The organism is Glycomyces amatae, assembly GCF_020991375.1.
Classification (GTDB): Bacteria; Actinomycetota; Actinomycetes; order Mycobacteriales; family Micromonosporaceae; genus Glycomyces; species Glycomyces amatae.
On sequence record NZ_JAJLQZ010000001.1, the window covers coordinates 420,830 to 441,712 of the forward strand.

Consider the following 20,883-nt stretch of genomic DNA (forward strand, 5'->3'; position numbering starts at 1 on the left):
CGGTCATCCCTCACATCGAAAGCAGTCCGAAATGACCAAGAGGCGAAATCTCCCCGCCATCGTCGCCACAGCGGCCCTGGCGGCATCGGCGTGCACCGACGGCGACGGCACCGAGAGCAGCGGCGACCCGCGCAGTCTGTCGATCGACGAGTTCCCCCGCAAGGAGACCCTGTACACGACCGGTTCGGCCTGGGGGCCACCCTCCGACTTCAACACGGTCACGACGAGCCAGGTCACCGGCCTCAACGGCCTGGGCTACGAGAGCCTCTTCCTGTTCGACACCGTCGAGCAGCGGCTCTCCCCCTGGCTGGCCGAGTCGGGGGCGTGGACCGGCGACCGCGAGTTCGAGCTGGCCCTGCGGAGCGGGATCACGTGGAGCGACGGCAGGTCGCTGACCGCCGAGGACGTCGCCTTCACCTTCGAGCTCGGCAAGATCGAGGGCGTGCCGTACGGGAACGTCTGGGACTGGCTGGAGTCGGTCGAGCTCATCGACGACCTGACGCTCAAGTTCCGCTTCAGCGAAGCCCGCCACCAGGAGTGGGACAACTTCCTGTACGCCAACGAGATCCTCCCGAAGCACGTCTTCGAGGCCTACTCCGAGGAGGACCTCATCAACGGCGCGCTCGACGACGACCCGGTCGTCTCGGGCCCCTACCGGGTCCACAGCTACGACGAGCAGCGCATCGCCTGGATCAAGCGGGACGACTGGTGGGCCACCGAGGCGCTCGGCCTCGAGGTCAAGCCCAGGTTCATCGTCGACCTCGTGACCCCCGGCAACGCCGACACCCTCAACATGCTCATCGAGGGCCGGCTCGACCTGGCCAACAACTTCCTGCCGGGCATCGCCGACTTCCTGGCGGGCGAGCCGGAGCTGAGCACCTACTACGACAAGCCGCCGTTCATGATCGCCGCGAACACGGCGATGCTCATCCCGAACACGACGCGCAAGCCCCTCGACGACCCCGAGTTCCGCCGGGCCATCGCCTTCGCCATCAGCCCGGGCGAGATCGTCGACTCGGTGTACGGGAGCATGGTCAGCGAGGCGAGCCCGACCGGGCTGCTGCCGATCTGGGAGCGCTATTTCGACCCCGACGTGCTCGACGAGGAGGGCTTCGCGTTCGAGCCGTCCGAGGCGATCGCCATCCTGGAGGCGGCCGGGTACGCCGACGAGGACGGCGACGGCTTCGTCGAGACCCTCGACGGCGAGAAGATCGAGATGAAGCTCATCGTCCCGGCCGGCTGGACCGACTGGGAGGACGCCGCCCGCTCGATCGCCCGCGGCCTCCAGGACGTGGGCATCAACGTCGTCGAGGAGTACATCGAGGCGGCCGAGGTCGACGCCGCCCGCGGCAGCGGCGAGTTCGACCTGCTCATCAACAACTACAGCGGCATCACCAACTCCCCGTGGAGCCACTACCGGTACCTGTTCGAGCTGCCGGTCCGCGAGACGCAGGCCAACGGCAACTTCTCCCGCTGGGAGAGCGAGGACGCCTGGGAGCTGACGCAGGAGCTGGCCACGGTCGCCACCGACGACCCGCGCTACCCCGAGCTCATCGCCGAGCTCGAGCGGATCTCGCTGCGGGACCTCCCGGCCATCCCCATCTGGTACAACGGCGCGTGGTCGCAGGCGAGCAACGCGGTGTGGACCGACTGGCCCGCCGACGGCTCCGACGGCTCCGCCGTCTACGCGAACCTCTGGAACGAGATGTGGGGCCTGGGCGCGGTGCTGATGCTGACCGAGATCAGGCCCGTCGAGTAGGGGGTAGACCGTCCGTTCGGGACGCCGCGCCGCCGGGAGCCCCCGGCGGCGCGGCGTCCCGCTGCCGGCAGGACACGTCTCCGAAAAAATCCTCGGATCGCTGCGTCGTCCGGTCCTCGCCGTTCGTGTGAGGGGTGCGATCGACCCGACCGCGCGTCAATCCCTGGAATCGAGGAACCGGATGGCTGCAAGCTCGCTGGCACCATCGTCCGACATGTACCGAACGTCCCTCACGGCCGCGTCCCGGCCCGACTTCGACGGCTTCTACGCCGCCAACGTCAACCCGATCACCGCCCAGATCCGCGCCTACGTCGGCGATCTCGCCGAGGCCGAGGACCTGGTCGCGGAGGCCTTCTGCCGGGCGCTCGGACGCTGGAGGACCATCAGCGCCTACGACAACCCCGCCGTCTGGGTGCGGCGGGTCGCCTGGAACCTGGCCACCTCGAGGCTGCGCCGTCGCGCGGTCCTGCGGCGGCTCCTGCTGCGCCAGCGGCCGGCGCACGTGGAAGGGCCCCGGCCGGACCGGATCGACCTGGAGCAGGCGCTGGCCGAGTTGAAGGAGCGGCACCGCAAGGCGGTCGTCCTCTACTACCTGGCCGACATGACCACGGCGGAGATCGCCGAGCAGGAGGGCGTGGCCGAGACGACCGTCCGCTCCTGGCTCACCAGAGGAAGGGCGGCGCTCGCCGAGCGCCTGCGCATCGACGAGCCCGAGGAGCGGCAGTGAACCCCCAGCAGAGCGATCCCCTGAGCACCATGTTCGACCGGTACGCCGAGGTCACCGCCGCCGAGGCGGCCCCGCCCGCCGCCGGGCGGCTGCGGACGCGGCTGCGGCGCCGCCGGAGCGCGCGCGCCGCCGCGGCCGGAGTCGCCGCGGCGCTCCTGGCGGTCCCCGCGGGCTGGGCGATCCAGCAGGCCGGGGCGGTCGACCAGGGCCTCGGGCCCGCCGACGGCGGACCGACGGAGTCGGCGAGCGAAGACGCGCCCTGCGCGGACGCGCCGAGCGAGACGCCCACGGCGGGTGAGGAGGAGTCCATGCCCGACAGCGAGACCCCCACCGCGGACGGTGAGGAGCCCATGACCGGCGACGAGACTCCCACGGCAGGAGGCGAAGCGCCGACGTCCGACTACGAGGAGTCCTCGCGCGGCAGCGAGACCCCCACCGCGGACGGCGAGGAGTCCATGACCGGCGACGAGGCTCCCACGCCCGGTGAAGAGCCCTCGCCGTGCGACGACCGGCCGAGCGAGGAGCCGACGCCCGGGGGCGGCGCCTCGGGCAGCGAAGAGGCCACGCCGGGCGGCGACGAGCACGAGGAGTCCCCCACCGGGGACTGGCCCACCCGAGGCGAGACGCCTACCGGAGGCGAGGAGCCCAGCAGCGCTGAGCAACCCACTGGAGGCGAGGAACCCACCGGTGGCGAGCAGCCCACCGGCGGCCAGCAGCCCACGCCCGGCGGGAACTGACCCCGCGGCCCTGGAGACGGCGGCGCCCCGCAGGGCACCGCCGTCTCCAGGGCCGCCTTCCGAACACCTCAGCGGGCCTTCGGGTCCCCGATGCGCGAGGCCCCGTCCCGGCGGCCGCTCCCCGCGCCCGGCCCGATCGCGGCCCGCCGCGCCCCGGCGGCCCCCGTCACTCCGGCGCGCCGGGCATCGCCGAGGGGTCGTAGGCCAGCAGCTCCCAGCTGTGGCCGTCCGGGTCGTCCACGGCGCGGTTGTAGAGCCAGCCCATGTCCTGCGCGGCCCGCGGCTCGGTGCCGCCCGCCGCCGCGGCCGCGGCGGCCAGCCGGTCGACCTCCTCCTTGGACTCGGCGGACAGCGCGTTGATCACCTCGACCGCACCGGAGGCGATCTCGCGCGAGGTGAACCCGGAGAACTGCTCGTGCGTCATGAGCTGGAGGGCGATCACCTCGCTGAGGACCACCTGGGCCGAGGTCTCGTCGGTGAACTGGGGGTTGAGGGTCCCGCCCAGCGCCAGGTAGAACGCCTTGCTGGCCTCCAGGTCGGCGACGGGAAGGTTGATGTAGATCTGCGTGAAGGCCATCGGGGCTCCTCGGTTCGGGCGGCCGGTCCCTCCGGCCTGGTTCGAACCTACGGCCGCACCTCGGCGTCGGTCTTGTACAGAAGCGACAGCACCTCGTCGTCCGCCGGACGCTGGAGCCGCGTCGCCTTGCGGCCGACGAACCGGTTGAGCGACCGGGCCAGGTGCGGCTGGTCGTGGTAGCCGACGCGGTGCACGACGTCGGCGGCCGCCTCCCCCTGCTGGAGCAGCATCGCGGCCCGGCGGGCCCGCTCGATCTGCCGGATGGTCCCCTGGGTGAGCCCCGTGGCGGCGGCGACGCGCCGCTGCACGGACCGGGGCGTGACGAGCAGCGGCGCGTCCCCGGCGAGGACGTCGGCCACCAGGGGGTCGCGGACCAGCAGCCCCGCGCGGACCAGGCGGTCGACGAAGACCTCCGCGTTCGCGTACCCGGGGATCTCCCACTCGTCGCCCTCCAGGACGAAGGTGCGCGCCGTCGTGTGCGGGCTCGCCACGCTCCCGTCCACGAGGCCGGGGACGGGCAGGGGCCGCAGGAACGCGCCGTGCCTGAAGATCACGCCGATCGCGCCGTCCATCCGGCCGCCCAGCGGGACCTCGGTCGGGCGGGTCTCGGGGCCGCGCACCGAGACGCCGGTGACGCCCTCGGCGCTCCAGGCGATGAGCTCCCAGTTGGAGTTCGCCACGGACACCATGCGCTCGGGGACGGCGGCGCCGCCGTCCGGCGCGACCTGGTAGACCCGCTCCACGTAGGGCGAGTCCGAGGGACGCTGCTCCAGCCCCGGCACGGCGCCGGAGAGATCTCGTGCCACGTCTCGCATCGTATCGCCGCCGTCCGACGCCTTCCGGGCGAGTTTCGCGGACGGCCCCGCCCCTTGACTCCGCGGCAACATATTGGCAAACTTCAATGTAGCGATTGGGAGCGCTTCCGCGTAAGCGGCCCGACCGATCGGCCGCCGCCCGGCGGCCGCCCCGCACACTGAAAGGCGCAGAACATGCAGATGGACCGAAGACGCAGGAGAGCCGCGATCATCGGCGCGGCCGTCGCCGCGCTCGGCGCGAGCGCGCTGACGATCGCCTCGGCGCAGACGGCGAGCGCCGCGGAGGGCTGCGAGGTCGAGTACGACGTCGTCAGCGACTGGGGCTCGGGCTTCCAGGCCAACGTCAGCATCACCGCCGGCGAACCGATCGACGGCTGGACCATCGAGTGGGACTTCACCGGCGCTGTCTCCGGCATCAGCGCCTGGAACGTCACCGACCAGACGCTGAGCGGCTCGCACTTCACCGCCTCCGACGCGGGGTGGAACGGCTCGGTCGCCTCGGGGCAGACCAAGGAGGTCTTCGGCTTCACCGCCAGCGGCACCGCAGGCGACATCACCGACGTCGCCGTCAACGGCGTGAACTGCGACGGCGAGGGCGGCGGCGAGCAGACCACCGACCCCGATCCCGACCCCACCGACCCGGACCCGACCGACCCCGCCCCCGAGGGCACCCCTGTGGAGCGGCACGGTCAGCTGCACGTCTGCGGCGCGGGCATGTGCGACGAGGACGGCCGGCAGATCCAGCTGCGCGGCGTCTCGAGCATGTGGCTGCACTGGCAGACCCAGCCGTACGCGCAGAACCTCCAGGCGCTGGAGTGGATGCGAGACAACTGGAACATCGAGGTGTTCCGGGTCGCCATGGGCGTCGAGCCCGAGGGCGCCTACCTCGACGACCCCCAGGGCTGGAAGGCCGAGGTCGAGACGGTCATCCAGAACGCGGCGACCGCGGGCGTCTACGTCATCGTCGACTTCCACGCGCACGCCGCGCACCAGCACCAGTCCGAGGCGGTCGCGTTCTTCACCGACCTGGCCGACCGCTACGGGCACCTGCCGAACGTCATCTGGGAGCCCTACAACGAGCCCGAGCAGGTCTCGTGGTCGGGCACGGTCAAGCCGTACCACCAGGCCGTGGTCTCGGCGATCCGCGCGCAGGACCCGGACAACATCATCGTGCTCGGCACCCCGACCTGGTCGCAGGACGTCGACGTGGCGGCCGCCGACCCGGTGTCCGGCACGAACCTGATGTACACGCTGCACTTCTACTCGTGCACGCACGCCGACTGGAACCGCGACAAGGCCGACGCGGCGATCGACGCGGGCCTGGCCCTGTTCGTCACCGAGTGGGGCGCGAGCCACGCCGACGGCGGGCTCGACGGCCGCGTCTGCCTCGACGAGGCCCAGCGCTGGGTCGACTGGATGGCGGCCAACCGGATCTCCTGGACGGCTTGGAAACTGGACGTGGGCACCGACTCCACCAACCTGCTGTCGAGCGGCGCGCCCCTGACCGGAGGGTGGGACGACCACCTGAACGGCCACGCGCCCTTCGTCATCGCCAACCTGGCGTAAGCAACCCTCGGCCAGGAACCTGCGGGGGCGCCGTCGGCGCCCCCGCAGCGCCGACCGGCCGCGGTCAGCCCGGGCTCTCGGAGTAGCGCGTCGAGGCGAGCGCGCCGAGGGGCGCCTCGAGCGCCTCCCGCGCCACGTCGGAGTGCATGACCTTGCTCTCGACCAGCACGTCGAGCGCGGCGGCCAGGTCGGCCCGGATGCGCTCCCGCTCCGCCTCGGGCAGGGCCGCGACCGCCTCGACCGCCCTCCGGAGCCGGGCGCTCCTGCGGTGGGGCGCCGTCGTGGGCGCCGAGATGCCGGTGAACCCGAGCCCGGCCACGGCGATGGCGAGCCAGACCACGGGGGCCGCCGACTCCCCGGCGGCCGTCCCGGTGTCGATCATCGCGACGCCGACGACCGGGGCGAAGGCGGTGAACGCGACGATCCAGCCCCACACGTTGTCGGCGGTGGTCCCGTAGCCCCGCCAGGCCCTGACGAACCCGGTGACCTCGCACGCGGCGGCGACGAGGAGCAGGACCCCCGCGGCCGCCAGGGCCGCCGCGGGCCGGGACGGGCCGAGGCCGAACGCGGTCAGGCCCGCCGCCGTGGCGGCGGCGAACGCGGCGAGGTACCAGGCGCCCCGGTAAGGGAGCACCCGGCCGCGGACGCGCAGGAGCAGCTGGATGTCGGGGTGCGCGGCGAAGAGGTGGGCCTCGAGCGTCTCCCAGGGGAAGCCGAGGCCGCGTCTGCGGGTGCGGGCCCAGGCGGTCGCCGGGGCGTCGGCGGGTGCGGTGGTGTCCATGTCGGCCTCCGGGGCAGGGGCTTCCATTCTGCCCCGGACGCGCATCCTCGGCTCAGTCCCGGACGCGGTCGAGGTGCGCCCGGATGTCGGCGACGGTCGCGGCCGGGTCCTCGACCTCCAGGACCAGCCGGTCGTACTTGCCGCCGCGGAGTTCGACCACGACGGCCCGCTCCGGGTCCGCGACGTCCCAGAAGGACAGCCCTCCCTTGCGGAACGAGCCGAGGCTGAGGACCCCCGGGAGGTAGGACGACACGCCCCAGCGGGCGCCGGGGAAGGCCCGGGCGGCCGCGGCGTCGACGCGGGCCGCCTCGACCTGCCGCCACGGGATCGTGAGCGGGCGCCAGCGGCCGAAGGCGCGGCGGGCGCCGGTGAGCCGGACGGTCAGGTGGGTGTCGGTGGCGAGGACCAGTGCCATGGTGATGTCTCCTCTTCTTCGGACGGTTCAGGCGACGTCGCGCCGCATCGGGGCGAGGACCGCCGCGGCCGAGGCGGCCAGGGCGTACGCGAGCAGTACGGCCGCGCCGAGCAGGGGCGGCAGGAGCTCGGTGGCGGAGCCGGTGACCTCGGCGGCGGCCGCGCCCATGAGGCTCGACTCGGTGAGGGCCGCGGTCGCGCCGCCGGGCAGGAACGGGTAGGCGAGGTTGGCGCCGGGGAGGATTGCGAGCACGTGCTCGACCATGTAGAGGTAGGCGCCGAGCACCAGCAGCGTCGCGGTCTGGTTCCGCAGCAGCGCGCCGAGGCCGACGCCGATGACGGTGTAGGCGGCCATGGACGCCGCCAGGCCCGCCAGGAGCCCGGCCGCGGTGCCGGGCGCGATCCCGACCTCGACGCCCCGGACCGCCGCGGCCCCGTACAGCGCCAGGGCCGCCGCGAGGGCGACGAGCAGCCCGTAGACCGCGCCGGCGATCGCGTAGGCCGCGAGCTTCGCCCCGAGCACCCGGTGCCGCCGGGGCTCGAACAGGAACGTGTACGCGATGGTGCCGTGCCGGTACTCCGAGGTCACGGCCAGCGCCCCGAACAGGGCCGGGACGAGCACGGTCAGGCCGATCATGCTGAGCACCAGGCGGACTCCGGCCTCGGTGTCGACGCCGGGCATGGGCGGGTCGAAGTTCTCGGGTCCGATGAGGACGCACAGCGAGGTGAGGCCCCCGCCGGCGAGGAGGGCGGCGGCCGGGCCCCACTTCCACAGCGGGGTCGAGAGCAGGCGGCGCAGTTCGGCGCGGATCGGGCGGTTCATGCGGGGACTCCGGTGAGGTCGAGGAAGGCGTCCTCCAGGGCGCCGTCGCGGGTGAGGCCGGCGAGCGGGCCGGCGGTGAGGACGCGGCCGCGGTGCATGACCACCACGTCGTCGACCAGCCGCTCGGCCTCGGACAGGACGTGGCTGGCGACCAGGACCGTGCGGCCCTCGGCGGCCAGGCCGCGCAGCAGGCGGCGCAGCCACGCGATCCCGGCCGGGTCGAGGCCGTTGGTGGGCTCGTCGAGGACGAGCACCGGCGGGTCGCCGAGCAGCGCGGTGGCGAGGTTGAGGCGCTGGCGCATCCCGGTCGAGTAGCCGCCGGCCCGGCGGTGCGCGGCGTCGGCGAGGCCGGTGAGGGCCAGGACCTCCTCGATCCGCGCGCCCGGGCAGCCCAGGAACGCGCCGTAGACGCGCAGGTGGTCGCGGCCCGAGCGGGCCGGGTGGAGGCCCTTCGCCTCCAGGGCCGCGCCGACGGTGCGGGCGGGGTCGGGCAGGTCGCGGTAGGCGCGGCCGCCGATGAGGGCCGTTCCCGCGTCGGGTCGGACGAGGCCCAGCAGCATCCGCAGCGTGGTGGTCTTGCCGGACCCGTTGGGGCCCAGGAAGCCGGTGACGCGTCCGGGCTCGACGTCGAAGGTCGCGTCCGTGACGGCCTCGACGGGGCCGAACCGCTTGGTGAGGCCCCGGATCTCGAGGCGGTGGGGCGGTCGCATGGCGGTGCTCCGTTCATCTGAGCGTGCTTATCTATCTGTTATAGCTCATGTATATCAGATATGCTTCTGGGATGCGATTGACGCTCGACGTGGACAGCGAGATCCCGATCTACCAGCAGATCCGGGACCAGATCGTCGCGGCCATCGCCGCCGGGGAGCTCGCCGCCGAGGCGCCCCTGCCGTCCACGCGGCAGCTGGGCGCCGCCCTCGCGATCAACTTCCACACCGTCAACAAGGCCTACGACCTGCTCCGGCGCGAGGGCTTCATCCGCGTCAACCGCAAGAGCGGCGCGGTCGTGCGCCGCGGCCCCGACTCCGGACCGCCCGACCCCGGCGTGGCCGAGGCCTGGCAGGAGCGGCTGCGCGTCCTCCTGGCCGAGGCCGTGGCCCACGGCCTCACCGCCGAGGAGGTCCTGCGCCGCTCCGGCGACGTCCTCGCCTCCTTCGACCGCGCCCCCGCCGACACCGCCGAAAGGACGACCCCGTGAACCTCGCCGACGCCGCCCTGCTGCTGGCCCTCTTCGGCACGGTCACCGCCGTGTGGTGGGCCGTACCGGCCCTCACCCGCGCCCACCTGGCCTTCGGCGTCGCCGTCCCGTCCGGCCGGGCCGGCGACCCCGCCCTCGCCGCGATCCGCAGGACCTACGGCCGCAACGTGATCGTCCTCGGCGTCGGCCTCGCCGCCCTCGCGTACGCGGCGGGGCGCTTCACCGACCCGGTCGCCGCCGCCGGCGTCGGCGCGACCGCCCTGGTGGCCGCGGACCTCGCCGCCTACGCGCTCGCGGGCCGCGCCGTGCGCGCCGCGAAGGCCGAGGGCGACTGGTACGCCGGGACCCGCCAGGCCGTGACCGCCGACCTGAGCTTCAGCACCGACCCGGTCCGCGTGCCCTGGCGCGGGCTCGCGCCCGCCGTCGGCGTCCTCGTCGCCACCGCCGCCGCGGGCCTGCTGCGCGCGGGGTCGCTCCCCGAGACCCTGCCGGGCATGGCGGGCGCGACCCTCGACGGCGGCCCGCGCGTCCCGACCGGGTTCTGGACCGCCGCGAACCCGGTCCTCGGGCAGGTCGCGGTCACCGCCGCGACCGTGCTGGTGCTCGCCGCGATCGTCCGCACCCGCCCCGAGATCGACGCCGCGCGCCCCGCCGCCTCCGCCCGGCGCTACCGCGCCTACCTGCGGGCGCTGGTGCGCCTCGGCCTCGTCACCGCCGCCTGCGCCAACCTGGCGCTCGCCGTGATCGCCCTGCGGCTGTGGGAGCTGCTGCCGCCCACGGTGCTCACTACGGCCGCGCTCGCCGCGCCGCTCCTGGCCGCCGCCGTGTTCGCCGTCCGGTTCGAACTGCGCGTGGGCACCGGCGGGCACCGGCTGCCCGAGCTGCCGGGCGAGGCCGAGGAGGACACCGGCCTGGTCCAGCGCGACGAGGACCGCCACTGGCACCTGGGCGGCCTGGTCTACGCCAACCGCGACGACCCGGCCGTGCTCGTCCACCAGCGCGTCGGCGGATCGCAGTGGACGGTCAACCTCGGCCATCCCGTGGGCCGGATCGCCGGTCTGCTCCTCGCCGCGCTCGTCGTGGCGCTCCTCGTCGCCGTGGTGCTCGACGCCGCAGGCGTCCTCGACCTGCCGGAGACGCAGCGCATTTAGGAGAAGGAGAAGGCGAACCCCGGCGATCTTCGTCCGGCCCGCTCTTCTCGACTGGGCCGGTCGCCGCTGCGCGGTGGCGGCCGCGTACCCCGCCGTCGTGTTGTAAGCGCCCTCGATGTGGCGTCGCTCTGCGGAGGGATTTCTGCCCGGCGGATGAACAGCGCTGTCGGACAACGATTTATGGGGGAGCGCTTGAACGCCTTCGGCCCCAATGCCGTTCAGTCGAGGTTGCGGTGAAGTCGGGAGTCGGGAGTCGGGAGTCGGAGGTTGGGAGTCGGAGGTTGGGGGTTGGGGGTTGGGGGTGTGGATCGGGATCGGGGAGTCGTGTGTGAGGCGTGGTGGTCGAGTCCCGGTCCGGTAATGCTCCCTGTCAAGGCAGGCGGCGACCGAGAGGTGATCGAGCACCGGGCAGGGTTTTCGGCTTCGGGGTGGCGGTTGCTGACGGTCAGGGCGGGCGGCGACGAAGGGGTGATCTCGAGTGCGGTGGGGGAGCGGATGCTCGATCGCGGGAGCCGAGGTCAGAGCAGGCGGCGATGACGGGGTGATTGCGCATCGGGCGGGGTTTTCGGGCTTGGGATGGTGATGGCGTGCGGTCAGGGCGGGCGGCGATGACGGGGTGATCGTCTACTGGGCGGGGGCTTTCGGCTTCGGGGTGGCGGTGGCTGGCGGTCAGGGCGGGCGGCGATGAAGAGAGGGTCGCTCTCAAGGTGGTGCTTCGGCCTTGGCGTGGCGGGCCGTTCGCGGTTCGAGCGGGCGGCGACGAAGGGGTGGTGGCGTACGGGGTGGGTGCTGCGGCTTTGGGGTGGTGGAGGGGCGCTCTCAGTGTGGGCGGCGACGGCGGGGTGGAGTGGGTCATGGTCGGGGGCGTGTTGGTGGCTTTCGGGGTGTGGGCATGCTGAGGGGCCCGGCCCCTGTCGGGGTTCGGGCTGCGGGGCGTTCCTGGTGTGGTGTGGCCTCGTGTCCCCCAGCAGTCGCCTGCTGGGGCGGGGTAAGAACGGCGGTTCGCCGTAGTCGATGGGCCCGATCGGGACCACTGGCCTGACCGGCCTGATCGTCCTGGCCGTGGTGGCGGTTCCCGCGAGGGCGGGCTCTCGTGGTGAGGAGGCCTGGGCTGCTGGCGGTGTCGGTGTGGTGGCCGGGGCCTGCCCGCTACGATCGCTTTGGTCGGTGGTGTCAGCACTGCTGCCGGTGGTGAATCGTGCTCGTGCTTTGGCGCGGGCGGTGCGTATCGCTGTGCGGGCGTGTTGGTGTTCGATGATGGCGGCGTGGCCGTCGAGGTCGGGTGTGAGGGTCTCGGACCATTCCGAACGGTAGAGCCCGGTGGGGAACAGATCCCAGCCCGAACTCTGATGCTCGGTGTCCATGTCGGCATCGGTGCGCCAATCGGCGCACCCGCACCCGGCAGCCGTGTCAGGGGCGTTCTCGCAGCCGTCGTGGTGGGTGATCACCGCCTGGCCGGGGCCGGTTTTCTGGACGGTCCAGCCGGGGGTGTGGAGGCGGCCGTGGTGGAACCGGCACACCAGGATCAGGTTGGCGGCTTCGGTGGGGCCGCCGTCGGCCCAGTGGATGATGTGGTGGGCTTCGGTCCACGCGATGGGCCGGGAGCAGCCGTGCCAAACACAGCCCCCGGGCTGCTCGAGTTCGAGTTTCCGCCGCAGGGCCACATTCGGGAGGCGCAGGGCGCGGCCGAGTTCGACCGCTTCGCCGGTGGCGTAGTTGAACACGCTGGGGATGGCCTGGGTCTCGCAGGCCAGGAGCCGGGCTTGGGCGAGCGAGATTGGCCGCCCTTCCAACAAGGGCACCCGGCCGGTGTCTTTGCCCTGCAACGTCTCGATGTCCACCAGTAGATCGAGGGTGGCGGTGTGCCCGTGCCGCGTCGCAGCCTCCGGCGAGGACCCATAGCCGGCGAGGAGCTGGTGCAGGGCTTCGGCGTGCCGGTTCGCCTGCGGGGGCAGGACCCCGTCGGTGTCGGTCTCGTCCTGGCGGGGCGGGGGGCAGGCGGTCTTGAGGTACTTGTCGAGCAGGCGCCCGGTGGTCTCGGTCAACTCGCCTTCGAGGTGCCACATGCCGTTGCCGGTCTCGACCAGGTCGAGGCGCTGGAGGGACTGCTCGCCGAGCGCATCCAGCAGTTCCGATTCTGCGGCGATGGCCGCCCACAGCCCCTCGAGGTGCCGCTGGAGGTCGGTGAACGAGGCGTGCTGGCAGTACTGGGCCACCATCGCCTCAGGCGTCGCGCAGAAGACCGCGTCATCGAAAGGGGAGGGCACGGGCGCCCGGAAGGGGGTGCGGGCGAACAGGCGCATCGCCGGGGTCTGGTCCAGCTGCCGGACCGCGTAGGCGACCTGATCGATCCGCGCCCGGCCCGACGTAGCAGCCTCGGTGAGGAGCCGGAACTTGCCCGAGAGGCGGGCGATCGCGGCGATCGCTCCGGCGGTGTTGAACGTGAAGTCGAACTGCGACAGCAACAAGTCGCGCAGCGCCGAGAACCCGAAGGCGGAGCGGTGGAGGTTCTGCTCCTTCATTGCAATGACCGAGGCGAGTACTTGAGCGTGCTGGGCGTTGATCAGATCAGCGGCCGCATCGAGGGTGGCGCGCAGTTCCCGGGCCTGAGCGGCGCGGTCAGCGGTACCGATAAGGGAGGGGGCGTCCGGGGTGGTGGTGCAGGTGTTCATCGGGGACTCGCCTCCGTTCCGCTGTGCTCGAATGTGGTGCTGTTGTCGTCGTGCCGTACTTCATCAAGTGTGACAGGACGACTCCGGACTGTCATCAGTCGAAGGTATGAAAAACCGCCCGATCACCCCTAACTTTCGTCAGGGTCCCCTACGGCCCAACGCGAACCAATACCCCCGCTACACCCGGCGCCCCGACCACCCCACACCCGACAGCCGCCACCCCACCCCCGGCACCCGCCCACCCCACCGTCGCCGCCCGCCCTGACCCCGACCCGCCCGCCACCCGCACCCCGAGGACCGATCCCATCCAAAGGGGACCTCCCCGTCGCCGCCCGCCCTGACCGCCACCCATTTCTCCCTGACGGCCGAACACGTCATCCCGACGAAGCCGGGCCTCTCCACCGCCACGCGGCCCGCCCCCGCTCCCGGTGGCCGCACCCGACCGGTCGATCCGGTGGCGCGAGGCCTCGTCGCTCAAGAGAGCGCCCTCAGTGGACCCGGGGTGTGCGCCTCCTGCTGGGGCGCCGCGGCCCGTCGATGAGGATGCGCACGGCCACCTCGCCGTCGGGGAAGGCCTCCTCGACCGAGGCGGCGATCTCGTCGGCGGCGCGGCGGAGGGACTCGGCGTCGGCGCGCGGGTCGACGTTCGCGCGCAGCTGCACCAGCTGCCCGCCGTCCACATGCGTCCGGCCGCTCGTGACGTGGTCGACCGGGGCGCTGCGCTCCAGGCTCTCCCGCAGCCGCGGCTCGAGCGAGCGCACGTCCACGTCGACGCGGTCGGCGCCCGCGAGCCGCACCCCGCCCTCGACGGGCCTGGGGACGCGGGCGAGCAGCCACCACACCGCGAGCACCGCGAGCACGACCGCCGCACCCCCTGCGGCCCAAGAGAACCAGTCGGCGTCGACCACGTCCCGGACCGCCCCGGTGTCGAGCCGGTCGTGCAGGCCGAGCAGGTCGAAGCGCCACTCGAGCACCGCCGCGCCCGCCGCCAGGAGCAGCAGCCCCAGCAGCGCCGCGCCGACGCGGTCGGCCGCGAAGCCCCTCATCGGCTCCCCTCCCTCGCCCGCACCGACACCTCCATGTCGGCCAGGCCGGTGAGCCGCCCGCCCACGGCGTCCATGATCGCGGCGACGCTCGCACCGGCGCCCGGCGCGAGCAGCGCCTCGATCCGCAGGCGACGACGGTGGACGTCGCCCCGGCCGTGCAGGACGCCGGGCGAGCGCTCGGCGGCGTCGGCGGCCATCGCCTCGACCGCGCGCGGCGAGACCCACAGGTCGCAGCGGCCCTCGACCGGCAGGTGGCTGCGGCGGGCCGGGACCACGGCGGCGATCAGGAACGCGAGGCCCAGCAGCGCGGCGGCGACGCCGCCCGCGAGGACCCATGTCGAGGGGCTCGGCTCGTCGAGGGCCGCGACGGCGCCGCGGAGCCAGGACTCCCCGCCCGCCCAGCCGAGCTCGACGGCGGCGTGCTGGCCTGCGAGCACGGCCAGTCCGGCCAGGAGCACGGCCCCGAGCCGGCCGAACCAGCCCGCGGCGGGGCGGCGTCGGGGGGCGCGTCGCTTCATCGGACCCTCCGCTCCGGCGCGTCCCGGCCGTCCAGCAGGTGCACGGTCAGGTCGAGGGCCGCCACGTCGAGCCCGGTGATGCGGGCGGCCTCGGTGCGGACGTGCCGGGCGATGCCGCGCGCGGTCTCGGCGGTGGCCCCGGGCCAGCGCACGCCGACGTCGAGGCGGGCCCAGATCCGGCCGTGCCTGACGTTGGCTCGGGCGTGCGGGTAGCCGCGGCCCAGCGCCGCGGCGCGGACGGCGGCCCCGGGCGCGCGCCGGGCGGCGCCTTCGAGGACGTGGACGACGGCCGCGTCGTGGAGGCGCAGCGTGCCGCGCGCCTCGGGCGGCCGGTCGGTGCCGCCGGGCAGGTCGGCGAGTGCGAATCCCCCGTCAGTCACGGCGGCCTCGGAACCAGTCGACGACGTCGACCTCGCCGCTGAGCTTCCCGGCGACCGCGAGCCCGATCGCGCCGAGGACCACGGCGAGCAGGAACCCGGTGAAGCCGCCGGTGGTCGCGGCCAGTGCCAGCAGGAGTCCGGCCAGCAGGCCGGCGAAGGTCGTTCTCATGTTCGGTCCTCTTTCGGTTCGCCCACGTCCTCGACGGTCACGGACACGGTCCGGTCCCCGGTCAGCGGGGCCAGGGCCGCCCGGATCGCGTCGGCGACGCGCGGCATGTCGGCGTCCCAGTCGACGGCCACGTGCACGGCGCAGGCGCCCTCGTCGAGCCGCAGGCCCTTGATGCGGCGCCCGGGCAGGGCGGTGGCGACCTCGTCGAAGGCGCCGCCGTGGAGTCCCGCCACGCCGGGGACGGCGGTCGCCGCGGCGGCGATCGCGTCGGCGGTGGCGGCGAAGTCGCCGCTGGCGGCCGTCATTCCACCCGCGATTCGCCCTCGGCGTCGTCGTCCGACTCGCCTTCGAGGTGCACGTCGTGGACGACGATGTTGACTTCGGTGACCTCGAGGCCCGTCATGCGCTCGACGGCGGTGACGACGTTGCGGCGCACGCCGGAGGCGAGGTCGGCGATGGCGATGCCGTAGTCGGCGATGAGGTCGAGGTCGATCGCGGCCTGGCGCTCGCCGACCTCGACGGAGACGCCTTGGCCGTAGTTGGTGCGGGAGCCGGGGATGCGCTCCTTGATGGCGCCGACGGTGCGGCTGACGCCGCCGCCGAGGTCGTGCACGCCGTCGACGTCGCGGGTCGCTATGCCCGCTATCTTCGCGACCACCTGGTCGGCGATGGTGGTCCTGCCCTGGTCGCTCACCAGGGCGCTGTCGCCGCCCGGTTTGCCCGCCGCTGCACTGTCGGTCATCGCCCGCCTCCTCGGAGTCCTCCGGTTTCGGCCTCCAGGTTCACACAGATGCGAGGCCGATGTCACCGAAAGTGATCGAGAGGTGCCGGGCGGGACGGGGATCAGGCGTGCGAAAGCCGCCGTGGCGCTCCTGCGACGCCGCGGCGGCCTTCGGGCCGTTAGTGGTGTTTGAGCTGGTGGAGGACGTCGCGGCCGCGTCCGGGCAGCTCCGAGGCCACCGAGACGATCGAGTCGCGCGCGTCCCCGAGGTGCCCGGCGACCGAGTCCTTCGCGTCGTGGAAGTGGCCGGCGACCATCCTCCGGTAGCGGTGCGAGGCCTTGCGCCGGTCGTAGGCGATCTTGAGCCCGACCACCACGGCCGCCGCCACGCCCACGGCGGCCACGGCCAGGACGATGCCGCGGATGTTGTCCCTCGCGGCGATCTCCTGCTCGTCCTCGACGAGGCCGGGCGGTTCGCGATCGTCGACGCCGCGGACCTCGGCGGCGTCGCGGCCCGCGATGTCGGACAGGCGCAGCGCGTCGGACTCGAAAGCCGGCTGCGCGCCCTGGTCCGGTGAATCCTTCTGCGATGTCATGGTCGCATTCTCCCTCGGTCGGGGCGCCGGTACGGCCGGTTGCCGCATTCGTCCGCGCCTGGCGCGGACGGCTCGCGGTCGCCTCCACCGGGGCGCGCGAGCGGCGTCGGGACGCGAGGATGCCCCCGGTGCCGCCCGGGGAAACCTCCGCCGGAGGCGCTGGTGCGGCTGAACCCCCCGAAACATGAACGCTCCGTTGGGAATGTCGCTTTTCGTCCAGAGCCCCTATCATGGAGTCACCGAGGCGAGGAGGGGCATATGGGCTTGGCGGACAAGTTCAACGAGTTGAAGGACATGATCACCGGGACGGTGGAGGAGGTCAAGGGCCAGGCCGGGGAGATGCTCGGGCAGGCCGCGGACTCCTCGGTCGGCGACCAGGTCGGCGAGGCCGCCCAGGGCGCCGAGGACGCCGCGCAGGGGGCGGGCGAGACCGCGCAGGACGCCGCGCAAGGGGCGACCGGCGCGGCGCAGGACGCCGGTGACCAGGCCGCGCAGTCGGTCGAGGACTTCAGGAACGACCACGGCTTCTAGCCGAGGGACGCGCGTCGGGGCCGGGGGAGTGATCCCCCGGCCCCGACGTCCTTATAGGACCGTCACTCGATGATGAGCTCGAACGTGCTGGTCGTGTTCTTGACGTCCTGGTGGTTGCCGCTCATCTCCAGGTTGTGGAAGGTCGCCGAGCCGACCGCCGGGCCCTGGCCGGGCTCGGGCATCTCGTTGACCCAGATGCCGAAGCCGGACTTGGACTCGAACGCGTCGCCGCTCAACCGCGCCCCGGTGATGCTGACGTCGGTGAACACGGTGTCCGCGACCGGGAACTCCGGCTGGCCGCCGGTGTACTTGGTCTGGAACATGATCCCCGAGTACGTCGGGTCCACGATGTCCACCTCGGACACCCTGATGCCCTGGTACTCCTTGTCGGCCGAGAAGATCCAGATCCCCGGGAAGGTCTGCTGGCCCCAGAAGTGGCCGCCCGCCCGCACGACCGAGATGTTCTCGAACCGCGTCGGCGGGTCGGCCTCGAAGCCGTCCATGGGGATGCCGAAGTCCAGCGAGCTGATCGTGATGCCAGAGTAGACGAGCGTGTCGGCGATGTGGATGTCCCGGAAGGTGTTCCCGAACCCGCCGTAGACCGCGAGCCCGGCGGCGCGCCAGGTCAGGATCGACGTCAGGTTCTCGTACACGTTCCCGGTCTGGTCCCCGCCGCCCGCGTCGGTGGCGGCGAACAGCGCGAAGCTGTCGTCGCCGGAGGCCCGCGACTCGATGTCCCGCAGCAGGTTCCCGGAGCTGCCGTTGGTCATGTTGACCGCGTCGGCGAACAGGTTCCTGGTGCGGGAGTTCGTGATCTGCGAGTCGGTGATGTTCGAGCCCCAGAACATGCAGACCTGGTGCTCGACCCACGTGTCGTCGATGGTCATGTCCGAGACGTTCTGCCAGTCGAAGATCTTGCCCGGACCGTCGATGCGGGTGGTGTAGTTCCCGAAGTAGGCGAACCCGGCGAACGTCGAGCCGTTCGCGGTGGCCTCGGACCTGAACCCGACGTCGGTGTTCTCCTGGTTCTGCGGCGCGTAGAAGCGGGTGTACCACGGCCCGGCGCCGATGACCTCGGTCGCCTTGCCGTACACCTGGAACTTCTGCGCGGTCGCGTAGTCGCCCGCGGGGAGGTACACGCCGAGCAGGTCGCCCGAGGTGTCCATCCTGAACCGGTCCAGGGCGTTCTGCACGTCCTGGTGGGTGAAGCCGTCCGGTTCGAGGTACCGCTCCGGGTCCGGGTTCGCGATCGGCGCGGCCTCTTCGAGGCTGATGAAGTCGATCGCGTAGTAGGCCGCGGTGTTCGACGAGTCCTTCTGGAGCCGGATGGTGCTCCCGGCCGGGATGGTCTCGTCGAGCAGGACGTTGGCCTCGTCGTAGACGTGCCGCGCCGGGCCCGCGCTCGGCGTGTTGCCCGGGCTCGCCTCGGCGCCGTAGAGCCACGCGTACTTCGACGTGAGCTCGATCGGTTGCAGCAGTTCGCCGTCGACGTACACGTTCAGGGTCGCGTCGATGCCGCCGCCGCCCGGGGCGTCGGGGATGGCGAACCGGGTGACGAGCGTGTTGGTCGGCACGGCGGTGTCGAACTCGACGTACTCGCCGGTGGCGTCGAGGACCACGGCCTGGCGCCCGGAGGCCTCCCCGGCGAGGTCGCCGATGGCCCGGTTCGGCTCCAGGACCTTGGCCCCGCCGCCGGCGTCGCCGTGCTCGGCCTCGTCGATCGTGTACGGCATGGCCGCGCCGCGCCCGATGGACAGCGTCCGGGTGCCGGTGTTGTTGCCCTGCTTGACCTCGTGCTCGTTCGCGTCGGGTGCGACCGCGAGGGTGAGCGTGTACTCGCCGTCGGCCGCGGTCCAGGCGCCCAGGTCGATCGGGCCGGTGGCGTCACCGGCGGCCACGACGCCCTCGTACGCGCCGGTGAAGGTGTGCACGGCCTGGCCGGTGTCGTTGTCGGTCAACGTGGCGGTGACCTCGTGGGCGCCCGCGGCCGAGTCGACGCTGCCCTGGTTCTCGATCGCGGCCGAGAAGGCGACCTCGTCGCCCGCCGACGGGTTGCTCGGCGACCAGGTGATCGCCGCGGCGACCAGGTCCGAGGTCGGGATGGCGCTCACGGCGAGCGGGTCCGGGTGGGTGTACTCGTTGTTGGTCTCGTCGCTCTCGGGGACCGCGCCGCTCGGGTCGACCTCGGCGCCCGCCTCGTGGTCGCCGGCGGTGAGGGAGCCGATCGAACCGGAGACGGCGACCGACTCGCCCGCGGCCAGGCCGCCCACCTCGGCGGCGCCGATGAGCTCGCCGTCCAGGTAGAGGTCCACGGTGGACGGAGAGGAGGCGACCTCGCCCGCGTTCTCCACGACGGCCGAGAGGTTCACCTCGTCGGTCTCGACCGGGGCGGCCGGGCTCCACGACATGCCGGTCACGACCAGGTCGGGGGCGGGCGCCGCGGTCCCGAAGACCTGGAGCTCGGCGACCTGGCCGTTCGGCGCGCCGGTGTTGCCGGTGAACTGGAGCCGCACGTCCGCCGCGGTGGCGGAGACGGGGACGGTCACCGAGTTGCCGCCGGAGGGGTCGAAGTCGTACTCCGCCGCCGCCTCGATGACGGTGAACTCCTCGCTGCCCGCCTCGCGGCCCAGGACCGCGAACGTCTGCGTCCGCGCCGACCACGCCGTGTTCGGGTTGAGCTTGACGACGACGCGCTCGAGCTCGGCGTTCGCCCCCAGGGCCACCGTGAGCGTGCTCGGGTAGGCGCCCGGGGCGCCCTCCCAGTAGGTGGTCGGGTCGCCGTCGGTGGCGTTCGCCGCCACGTAGTCGTGCACGTGGGACGAGGCGGTGGCGGCCTTGCCGGTGGCCAGCTCGCCGGTCTCCGAGGGCGCCCCGTTCTCGCCGTAGACCTCCATCTCGGAGACCTGCGCCGCGGGCCAGCCGGTGTTCGCGGTGAAGACCGCGCGCAGGTAGCGGGCGTCGACCGGGTCGAAGGCGACGGTGACGGTGTTGCCGCTGGCGGGGTCGAAGGTGTAGCCCTTCGCGTCGGCGACGGTGGTGAAGGAGGCGCCGTCCGAGCTGGCCCGCAGCTCGAGCGTCTGGGTGCGGGCCTGCCACGCGGTGAGCGCGGGCAGTTCGAGGACGACCTCGCTCACCTCGAGCGAGGCGCCCAGGTCGACCTGGAGCCACTGCGGGAACGCGGTGTTCGCGCTCTCCCAGTAGGTGCCCTGGTTGCCGTCGTTGGCCTGGTTCGGCGTGTAGTCCTGGACGCTGCTGCTGGCGGTCATGGTCTTCCCGGCCGCCAGGTTCGGTCCGTCGTTCGCGTGCGCCGGCGTGACCGACACGAGCGCCGCCGTCGCGGCGACGACTGCCGTCGTCAGCGCGAGGGCCATGCGCGAGAGTTTCATCTTCGGCTCCTTGAGTGGGGGACCGCGCGGTGGTCGACTCGTCTTCAGGGCACGCCCGTATGCCAATGCGGCCGGATTCGTCGGCCGATTGCGATGAGGGCGCGGACCGTCCCGCATGGACCGGCGCGGCTCGTGGCCGACCGCCTCCGGGCATGGTCAATGAAATCGACGAAGGTCGATCGATGTGCGGTTGAAAGGTTGTGAAAACGCTGGCTGTCTTAGGTTTAGCGCTATACCTAATGCATGATCTTAGTCCGCGGTAATTACACTTGTCAATACTTTGTCGCTCAGTGCGGTCCGCCGGATGCGCTCCGCA

Annotated in this window: 22 protein-coding genes; 7 read left to right on the top strand and 15 right to left on the bottom strand. The window is 72.7% G+C overall.

Features of this window, described 5'->3' with window-relative positions; genetic code table 11:
- The first annotated feature begins 31 nt into the window (after window positions 1-31).
- From LO763_RS02015 to LO763_RS02025, 3 genes are all read left to right on the top strand, one after another.
- Window positions 32-1,759, top strand: a complete 1,728-nt coding sequence (locus LO763_RS02015) for an ABC transporter substrate-binding protein (RefSeq protein WP_230600175.1) — start codon at window positions 32-34, stop codon at window positions 1,757-1,759.
- A gap of 214 nt (window positions 1,760-1,973) precedes the next feature.
- Complete coding sequence (locus LO763_RS02020; protein WP_230600176.1) at window positions 1,974-2,486, top strand: sigma-70 family RNA polymerase sigma factor; 513 nt, start codon at window positions 1,974-1,976, stop codon at window positions 2,484-2,486.
- Entirely contained in the window at window positions 2,483-3,223 is a 741-nt protein-coding gene (locus LO763_RS02025; protein WP_230600177.1) for a hypothetical protein, read from the top strand. Before LO763_RS02020 ends, LO763_RS02025 begins: the two co-directional genes overlap by 4 nt.
- 166 nt (window positions 3,224-3,389) lie before the next feature.
- Here LO763_RS02025 and LO763_RS02030 read toward each other — a convergent pair whose 3' ends face one another.
- Both LO763_RS02030 and LO763_RS02035 read right to left on the bottom strand, forming a co-directional pair.
- The gene (locus LO763_RS02030; RefSeq protein ID WP_230600178.1) at window positions 3,390-3,800 is read right to left on the bottom strand and encodes a VOC family protein; all 411 of its coding nucleotides are present in this window, start codon (window positions 3,798-3,800) and stop codon (window positions 3,390-3,392) included.
- Window positions 3,801-3,847: 47 nt separating this feature from the next.
- Window positions 3,848-4,606 carry a helix-turn-helix domain-containing protein gene (locus LO763_RS02035; RefSeq protein ID WP_230600179.1) on the bottom strand — a complete coding sequence of 253 codons (759 nt, stop codon included), beginning with the start codon at window positions 4,604-4,606 and terminating at the stop codon, window positions 3,848-3,850.
- A gap of 183 nt (window positions 4,607-4,789) precedes the next feature.
- On the opposite strand from LO763_RS02035, the gene LO763_RS02040 reads away from it, so the two are divergent.
- Entirely contained in the window at window positions 4,790-6,181 is a 1,392-nt protein-coding gene (locus tag LO763_RS02040; protein WP_230600180.1) for a cellulase family glycosylhydrolase, read from the top strand.
- A 64-nt stretch (window positions 6,182-6,245) separates the two neighbouring features.
- On the opposite strand, the gene LO763_RS02045 is transcribed toward LO763_RS02040, so the two are convergent.
- The 4 genes from LO763_RS02045 to LO763_RS02060 are packed head-to-tail and all read right to left on the bottom strand — an operon-like array spanning window position 6,246 to window position 8,909.
- Window positions 6,246-6,962, bottom strand: a complete 717-nt coding sequence (locus LO763_RS02045; RefSeq protein WP_230600181.1) for a hypothetical protein — start codon at window positions 6,960-6,962, stop codon at window positions 6,246-6,248.
- A gap of 52 nt (window positions 6,963-7,014) precedes the next feature.
- Window positions 7,015-7,377 (bottom strand): hypothetical protein, encoded by a 363-nt coding sequence (locus tag LO763_RS02050; RefSeq protein WP_230600182.1) that lies wholly within the window; start codon window positions 7,375-7,377, stop codon window positions 7,015-7,017.
- Window positions 7,378-7,404: 27 nt separating this feature from the next.
- Window positions 7,405-8,199, bottom strand: a complete 795-nt coding sequence (locus LO763_RS02055) for a hypothetical protein (RefSeq protein WP_230600183.1) — start codon at window positions 8,197-8,199, stop codon at window positions 7,405-7,407.
- Complete coding sequence (locus LO763_RS02060) at window positions 8,196-8,909, bottom strand: ABC transporter ATP-binding protein (protein ID WP_230600184.1); 714 nt, start codon at window positions 8,907-8,909, stop codon at window positions 8,196-8,198. The genes LO763_RS02055 and LO763_RS02060 overlap by 4 nt, the downstream gene beginning before the upstream one ends.
- Before the next feature lie 71 nt (window positions 8,910-8,980).
- Between LO763_RS02060 and LO763_RS02065 the strand changes: the two genes are divergently transcribed.
- Together LO763_RS02065 and LO763_RS02070 are read left to right on the top strand one after the other, a co-directional pair.
- Window positions 8,981-9,397, top strand: coding sequence for a GntR family transcriptional regulator (locus tag LO763_RS02065; RefSeq protein ID WP_230600185.1), 417 nt, complete (start codon window positions 8,981-8,983; stop codon window positions 9,395-9,397).
- Window positions 9,394-10,548, top strand: a complete 1,155-nt coding sequence (locus LO763_RS02070) for a DUF1648 domain-containing protein (RefSeq protein WP_230600186.1) — start codon at window positions 9,394-9,396, stop codon at window positions 10,546-10,548. The genes LO763_RS02065 and LO763_RS02070 overlap by 4 nt, the downstream gene beginning before the upstream one ends.
- 593 nt (window positions 10,549-11,141) lie before the next feature.
- On the opposite strand, the gene LO763_RS02075 is transcribed toward LO763_RS02070, so the two are convergent.
- The 8 genes from LO763_RS02075 to LO763_RS02110 form a co-directional block, all read right to left on the bottom strand.
- Window positions 11,142-13,220: an HNH endonuclease signature motif containing protein gene (locus tag LO763_RS02075; protein ID WP_230600187.1), complete on the bottom strand. Its 2,079-nt coding sequence runs from the start codon at window positions 13,218-13,220 to the stop codon at window positions 11,142-11,144.
- A 488-nt stretch (window positions 13,221-13,708) separates the two neighbouring features.
- On the bottom strand, window positions 13,709-14,266 hold the full coding sequence (locus LO763_RS02080) for a hypothetical protein (RefSeq protein ID WP_230600188.1): 558 nt from the start codon (window positions 14,264-14,266) through the stop codon (window positions 13,709-13,711).
- A complete protein-coding gene (locus tag LO763_RS02085) occupies window positions 14,263-14,784 on the bottom strand; it encodes a DUF6286 domain-containing protein (RefSeq protein ID WP_230600189.1) in 522 nt (173 codons plus the stop codon). Before LO763_RS02085 ends, LO763_RS02080 begins: the two co-directional genes overlap by 4 nt.
- Window positions 14,781-15,164 (bottom strand): hypothetical protein, encoded by a 384-nt coding sequence (locus LO763_RS02090; protein WP_230600190.1) that lies wholly within the window; start codon window positions 15,162-15,164, stop codon window positions 14,781-14,783. The genes LO763_RS02085 and LO763_RS02090 overlap by 4 nt, the downstream gene beginning before the upstream one ends.
- Window positions 15,157-15,333, bottom strand: a complete 177-nt coding sequence (locus LO763_RS02095) for a hypothetical protein (protein ID WP_230600191.1) — start codon at window positions 15,331-15,333, stop codon at window positions 15,157-15,159. Before LO763_RS02095 ends, LO763_RS02090 begins: the two co-directional genes overlap by 8 nt.
- On the bottom strand, window positions 15,330-15,638 hold the full coding sequence (locus tag LO763_RS02100; RefSeq protein WP_230600192.1) for an Asp23/Gls24 family envelope stress response protein: 309 nt from the start codon (window positions 15,636-15,638) through the stop codon (window positions 15,330-15,332). Before LO763_RS02100 ends, LO763_RS02095 begins: the two co-directional genes overlap by 4 nt.
- Window positions 15,635-16,075: an Asp23/Gls24 family envelope stress response protein gene (locus tag LO763_RS02105; protein WP_230600193.1), complete on the bottom strand. Its 441-nt coding sequence runs from the start codon at window positions 16,073-16,075 to the stop codon at window positions 15,635-15,637. The genes LO763_RS02100 and LO763_RS02105 overlap by 4 nt, the downstream gene beginning before the upstream one ends.
- Before the next feature lie 158 nt (window positions 16,076-16,233).
- Entirely contained in the window at window positions 16,234-16,650 is a 417-nt protein-coding gene (locus LO763_RS02110; RefSeq protein WP_230600194.1) for a hypothetical protein, read from the bottom strand.
- Between the two features lie 258 nt (window positions 16,651-16,908).
- On the opposite strand from LO763_RS02110, the gene LO763_RS02115 reads away from it, so the two are divergent.
- Window positions 16,909-17,181, top strand: a complete 273-nt coding sequence (locus LO763_RS02115; RefSeq protein ID WP_230600195.1) for a hypothetical protein — start codon at window positions 16,909-16,911, stop codon at window positions 17,179-17,181.
- Window positions 17,182-17,243: 62 nt separating this feature from the next.
- On the opposite strand, the gene LO763_RS02120 is transcribed toward LO763_RS02115, so the two are convergent.
- A complete protein-coding gene (locus tag LO763_RS02120) occupies window positions 17,244-20,567 on the bottom strand; it encodes a discoidin domain-containing protein (protein ID WP_230600196.1) in 3,324 nt (1,107 codons plus the stop codon).
- Window positions 20,568-20,883 lie beyond the last annotated feature (316 nt).

Coding starts and splice junctions, on each gene's coding strand:
- LO763_RS02110 (WP_230600194.1), bottom strand. CDS start 16,650: ATGACATCGCAGAAGGATTCACCGGACCAGGGCGCGCAGCCGGCTTTC.
- LO763_RS02050 (WP_230600182.1), bottom strand. CDS start 7,377: ATGGCACTGGTCCTCGCCACCGACACCCACCTGACCGTCCGGCTCACC.
- LO763_RS02120 (WP_230600196.1), bottom strand. CDS start 20,567: ATGAAACTCTCGCGCATGGCCCTCGCGCTGACGACGGCAGTCGTCGCC.
- LO763_RS02060 (WP_230600184.1), bottom strand. CDS start 8,909: ATGCGACCGCCCCACCGCCTCGAGATCCGGGGCCTCACCAAGCGGTTC.
- LO763_RS02105 (WP_230600193.1), bottom strand. CDS start 16,075: ATGACCGACAGTGCAGCGGCGGGCAAACCGGGCGGCGACAGCGCCCTG.
- LO763_RS02040 (WP_230600180.1), top strand. CDS start 4,790: ATGCAGATGGACCGAAGACGCAGGAGAGCCGCGATCATCGGCGCGGCC.
- LO763_RS02080 (WP_230600188.1), bottom strand. CDS start 14,266: ATGAGGGGCTTCGCGGCCGACCGCGTCGGCGCGGCGCTGCTGGGGCTG.
- LO763_RS02055 (WP_230600183.1), bottom strand. CDS start 8,199: ATGAACCGCCCGATCCGCGCCGAACTGCGCCGCCTGCTCTCGACCCCG.
- LO763_RS02095 (WP_230600191.1), bottom strand. CDS start 15,333: ATGAGAACGACCTTCGCCGGCCTGCTGGCCGGACTCCTGCTGGCACTG.
- LO763_RS02100 (WP_230600192.1), bottom strand. CDS start 15,638: ATGACGGCCGCCAGCGGCGACTTCGCCGCCACCGCCGACGCGATCGCC.
- LO763_RS02075 (WP_230600187.1), bottom strand. CDS start 13,220: ATGAACACCTGCACCACCACCCCGGACGCCCCCTCCCTTATCGGTACC.
- LO763_RS02115 (WP_230600195.1), top strand. CDS start 16,909: ATGGGCTTGGCGGACAAGTTCAACGAGTTGAAGGACATGATCACCGGG.
- LO763_RS02015 (WP_230600175.1), top strand. CDS start 32: ATGACCAAGAGGCGAAATCTCCCCGCCATCGTCGCCACAGCGGCCCTG.
- LO763_RS02045 (WP_230600181.1), bottom strand. CDS start 6,962: ATGGACACCACCGCACCCGCCGACGCCCCGGCGACCGCCTGGGCCCGC.
- LO763_RS02030 (WP_230600178.1), bottom strand. CDS start 3,800: ATGGCCTTCACGCAGATCTACATCAACCTTCCCGTCGCCGACCTGGAG.
- LO763_RS02085 (WP_230600189.1), bottom strand. CDS start 14,784: ATGAAGCGACGCGCCCCCCGACGCCGCCCCGCCGCGGGCTGGTTCGGC.
- LO763_RS02065 (WP_230600185.1), top strand. CDS start 8,981: ATGCGATTGACGCTCGACGTGGACAGCGAGATCCCGATCTACCAGCAG.
- LO763_RS02020 (WP_230600176.1), top strand. CDS start 1,974: ATGTACCGAACGTCCCTCACGGCCGCGTCCCGGCCCGACTTCGACGGC.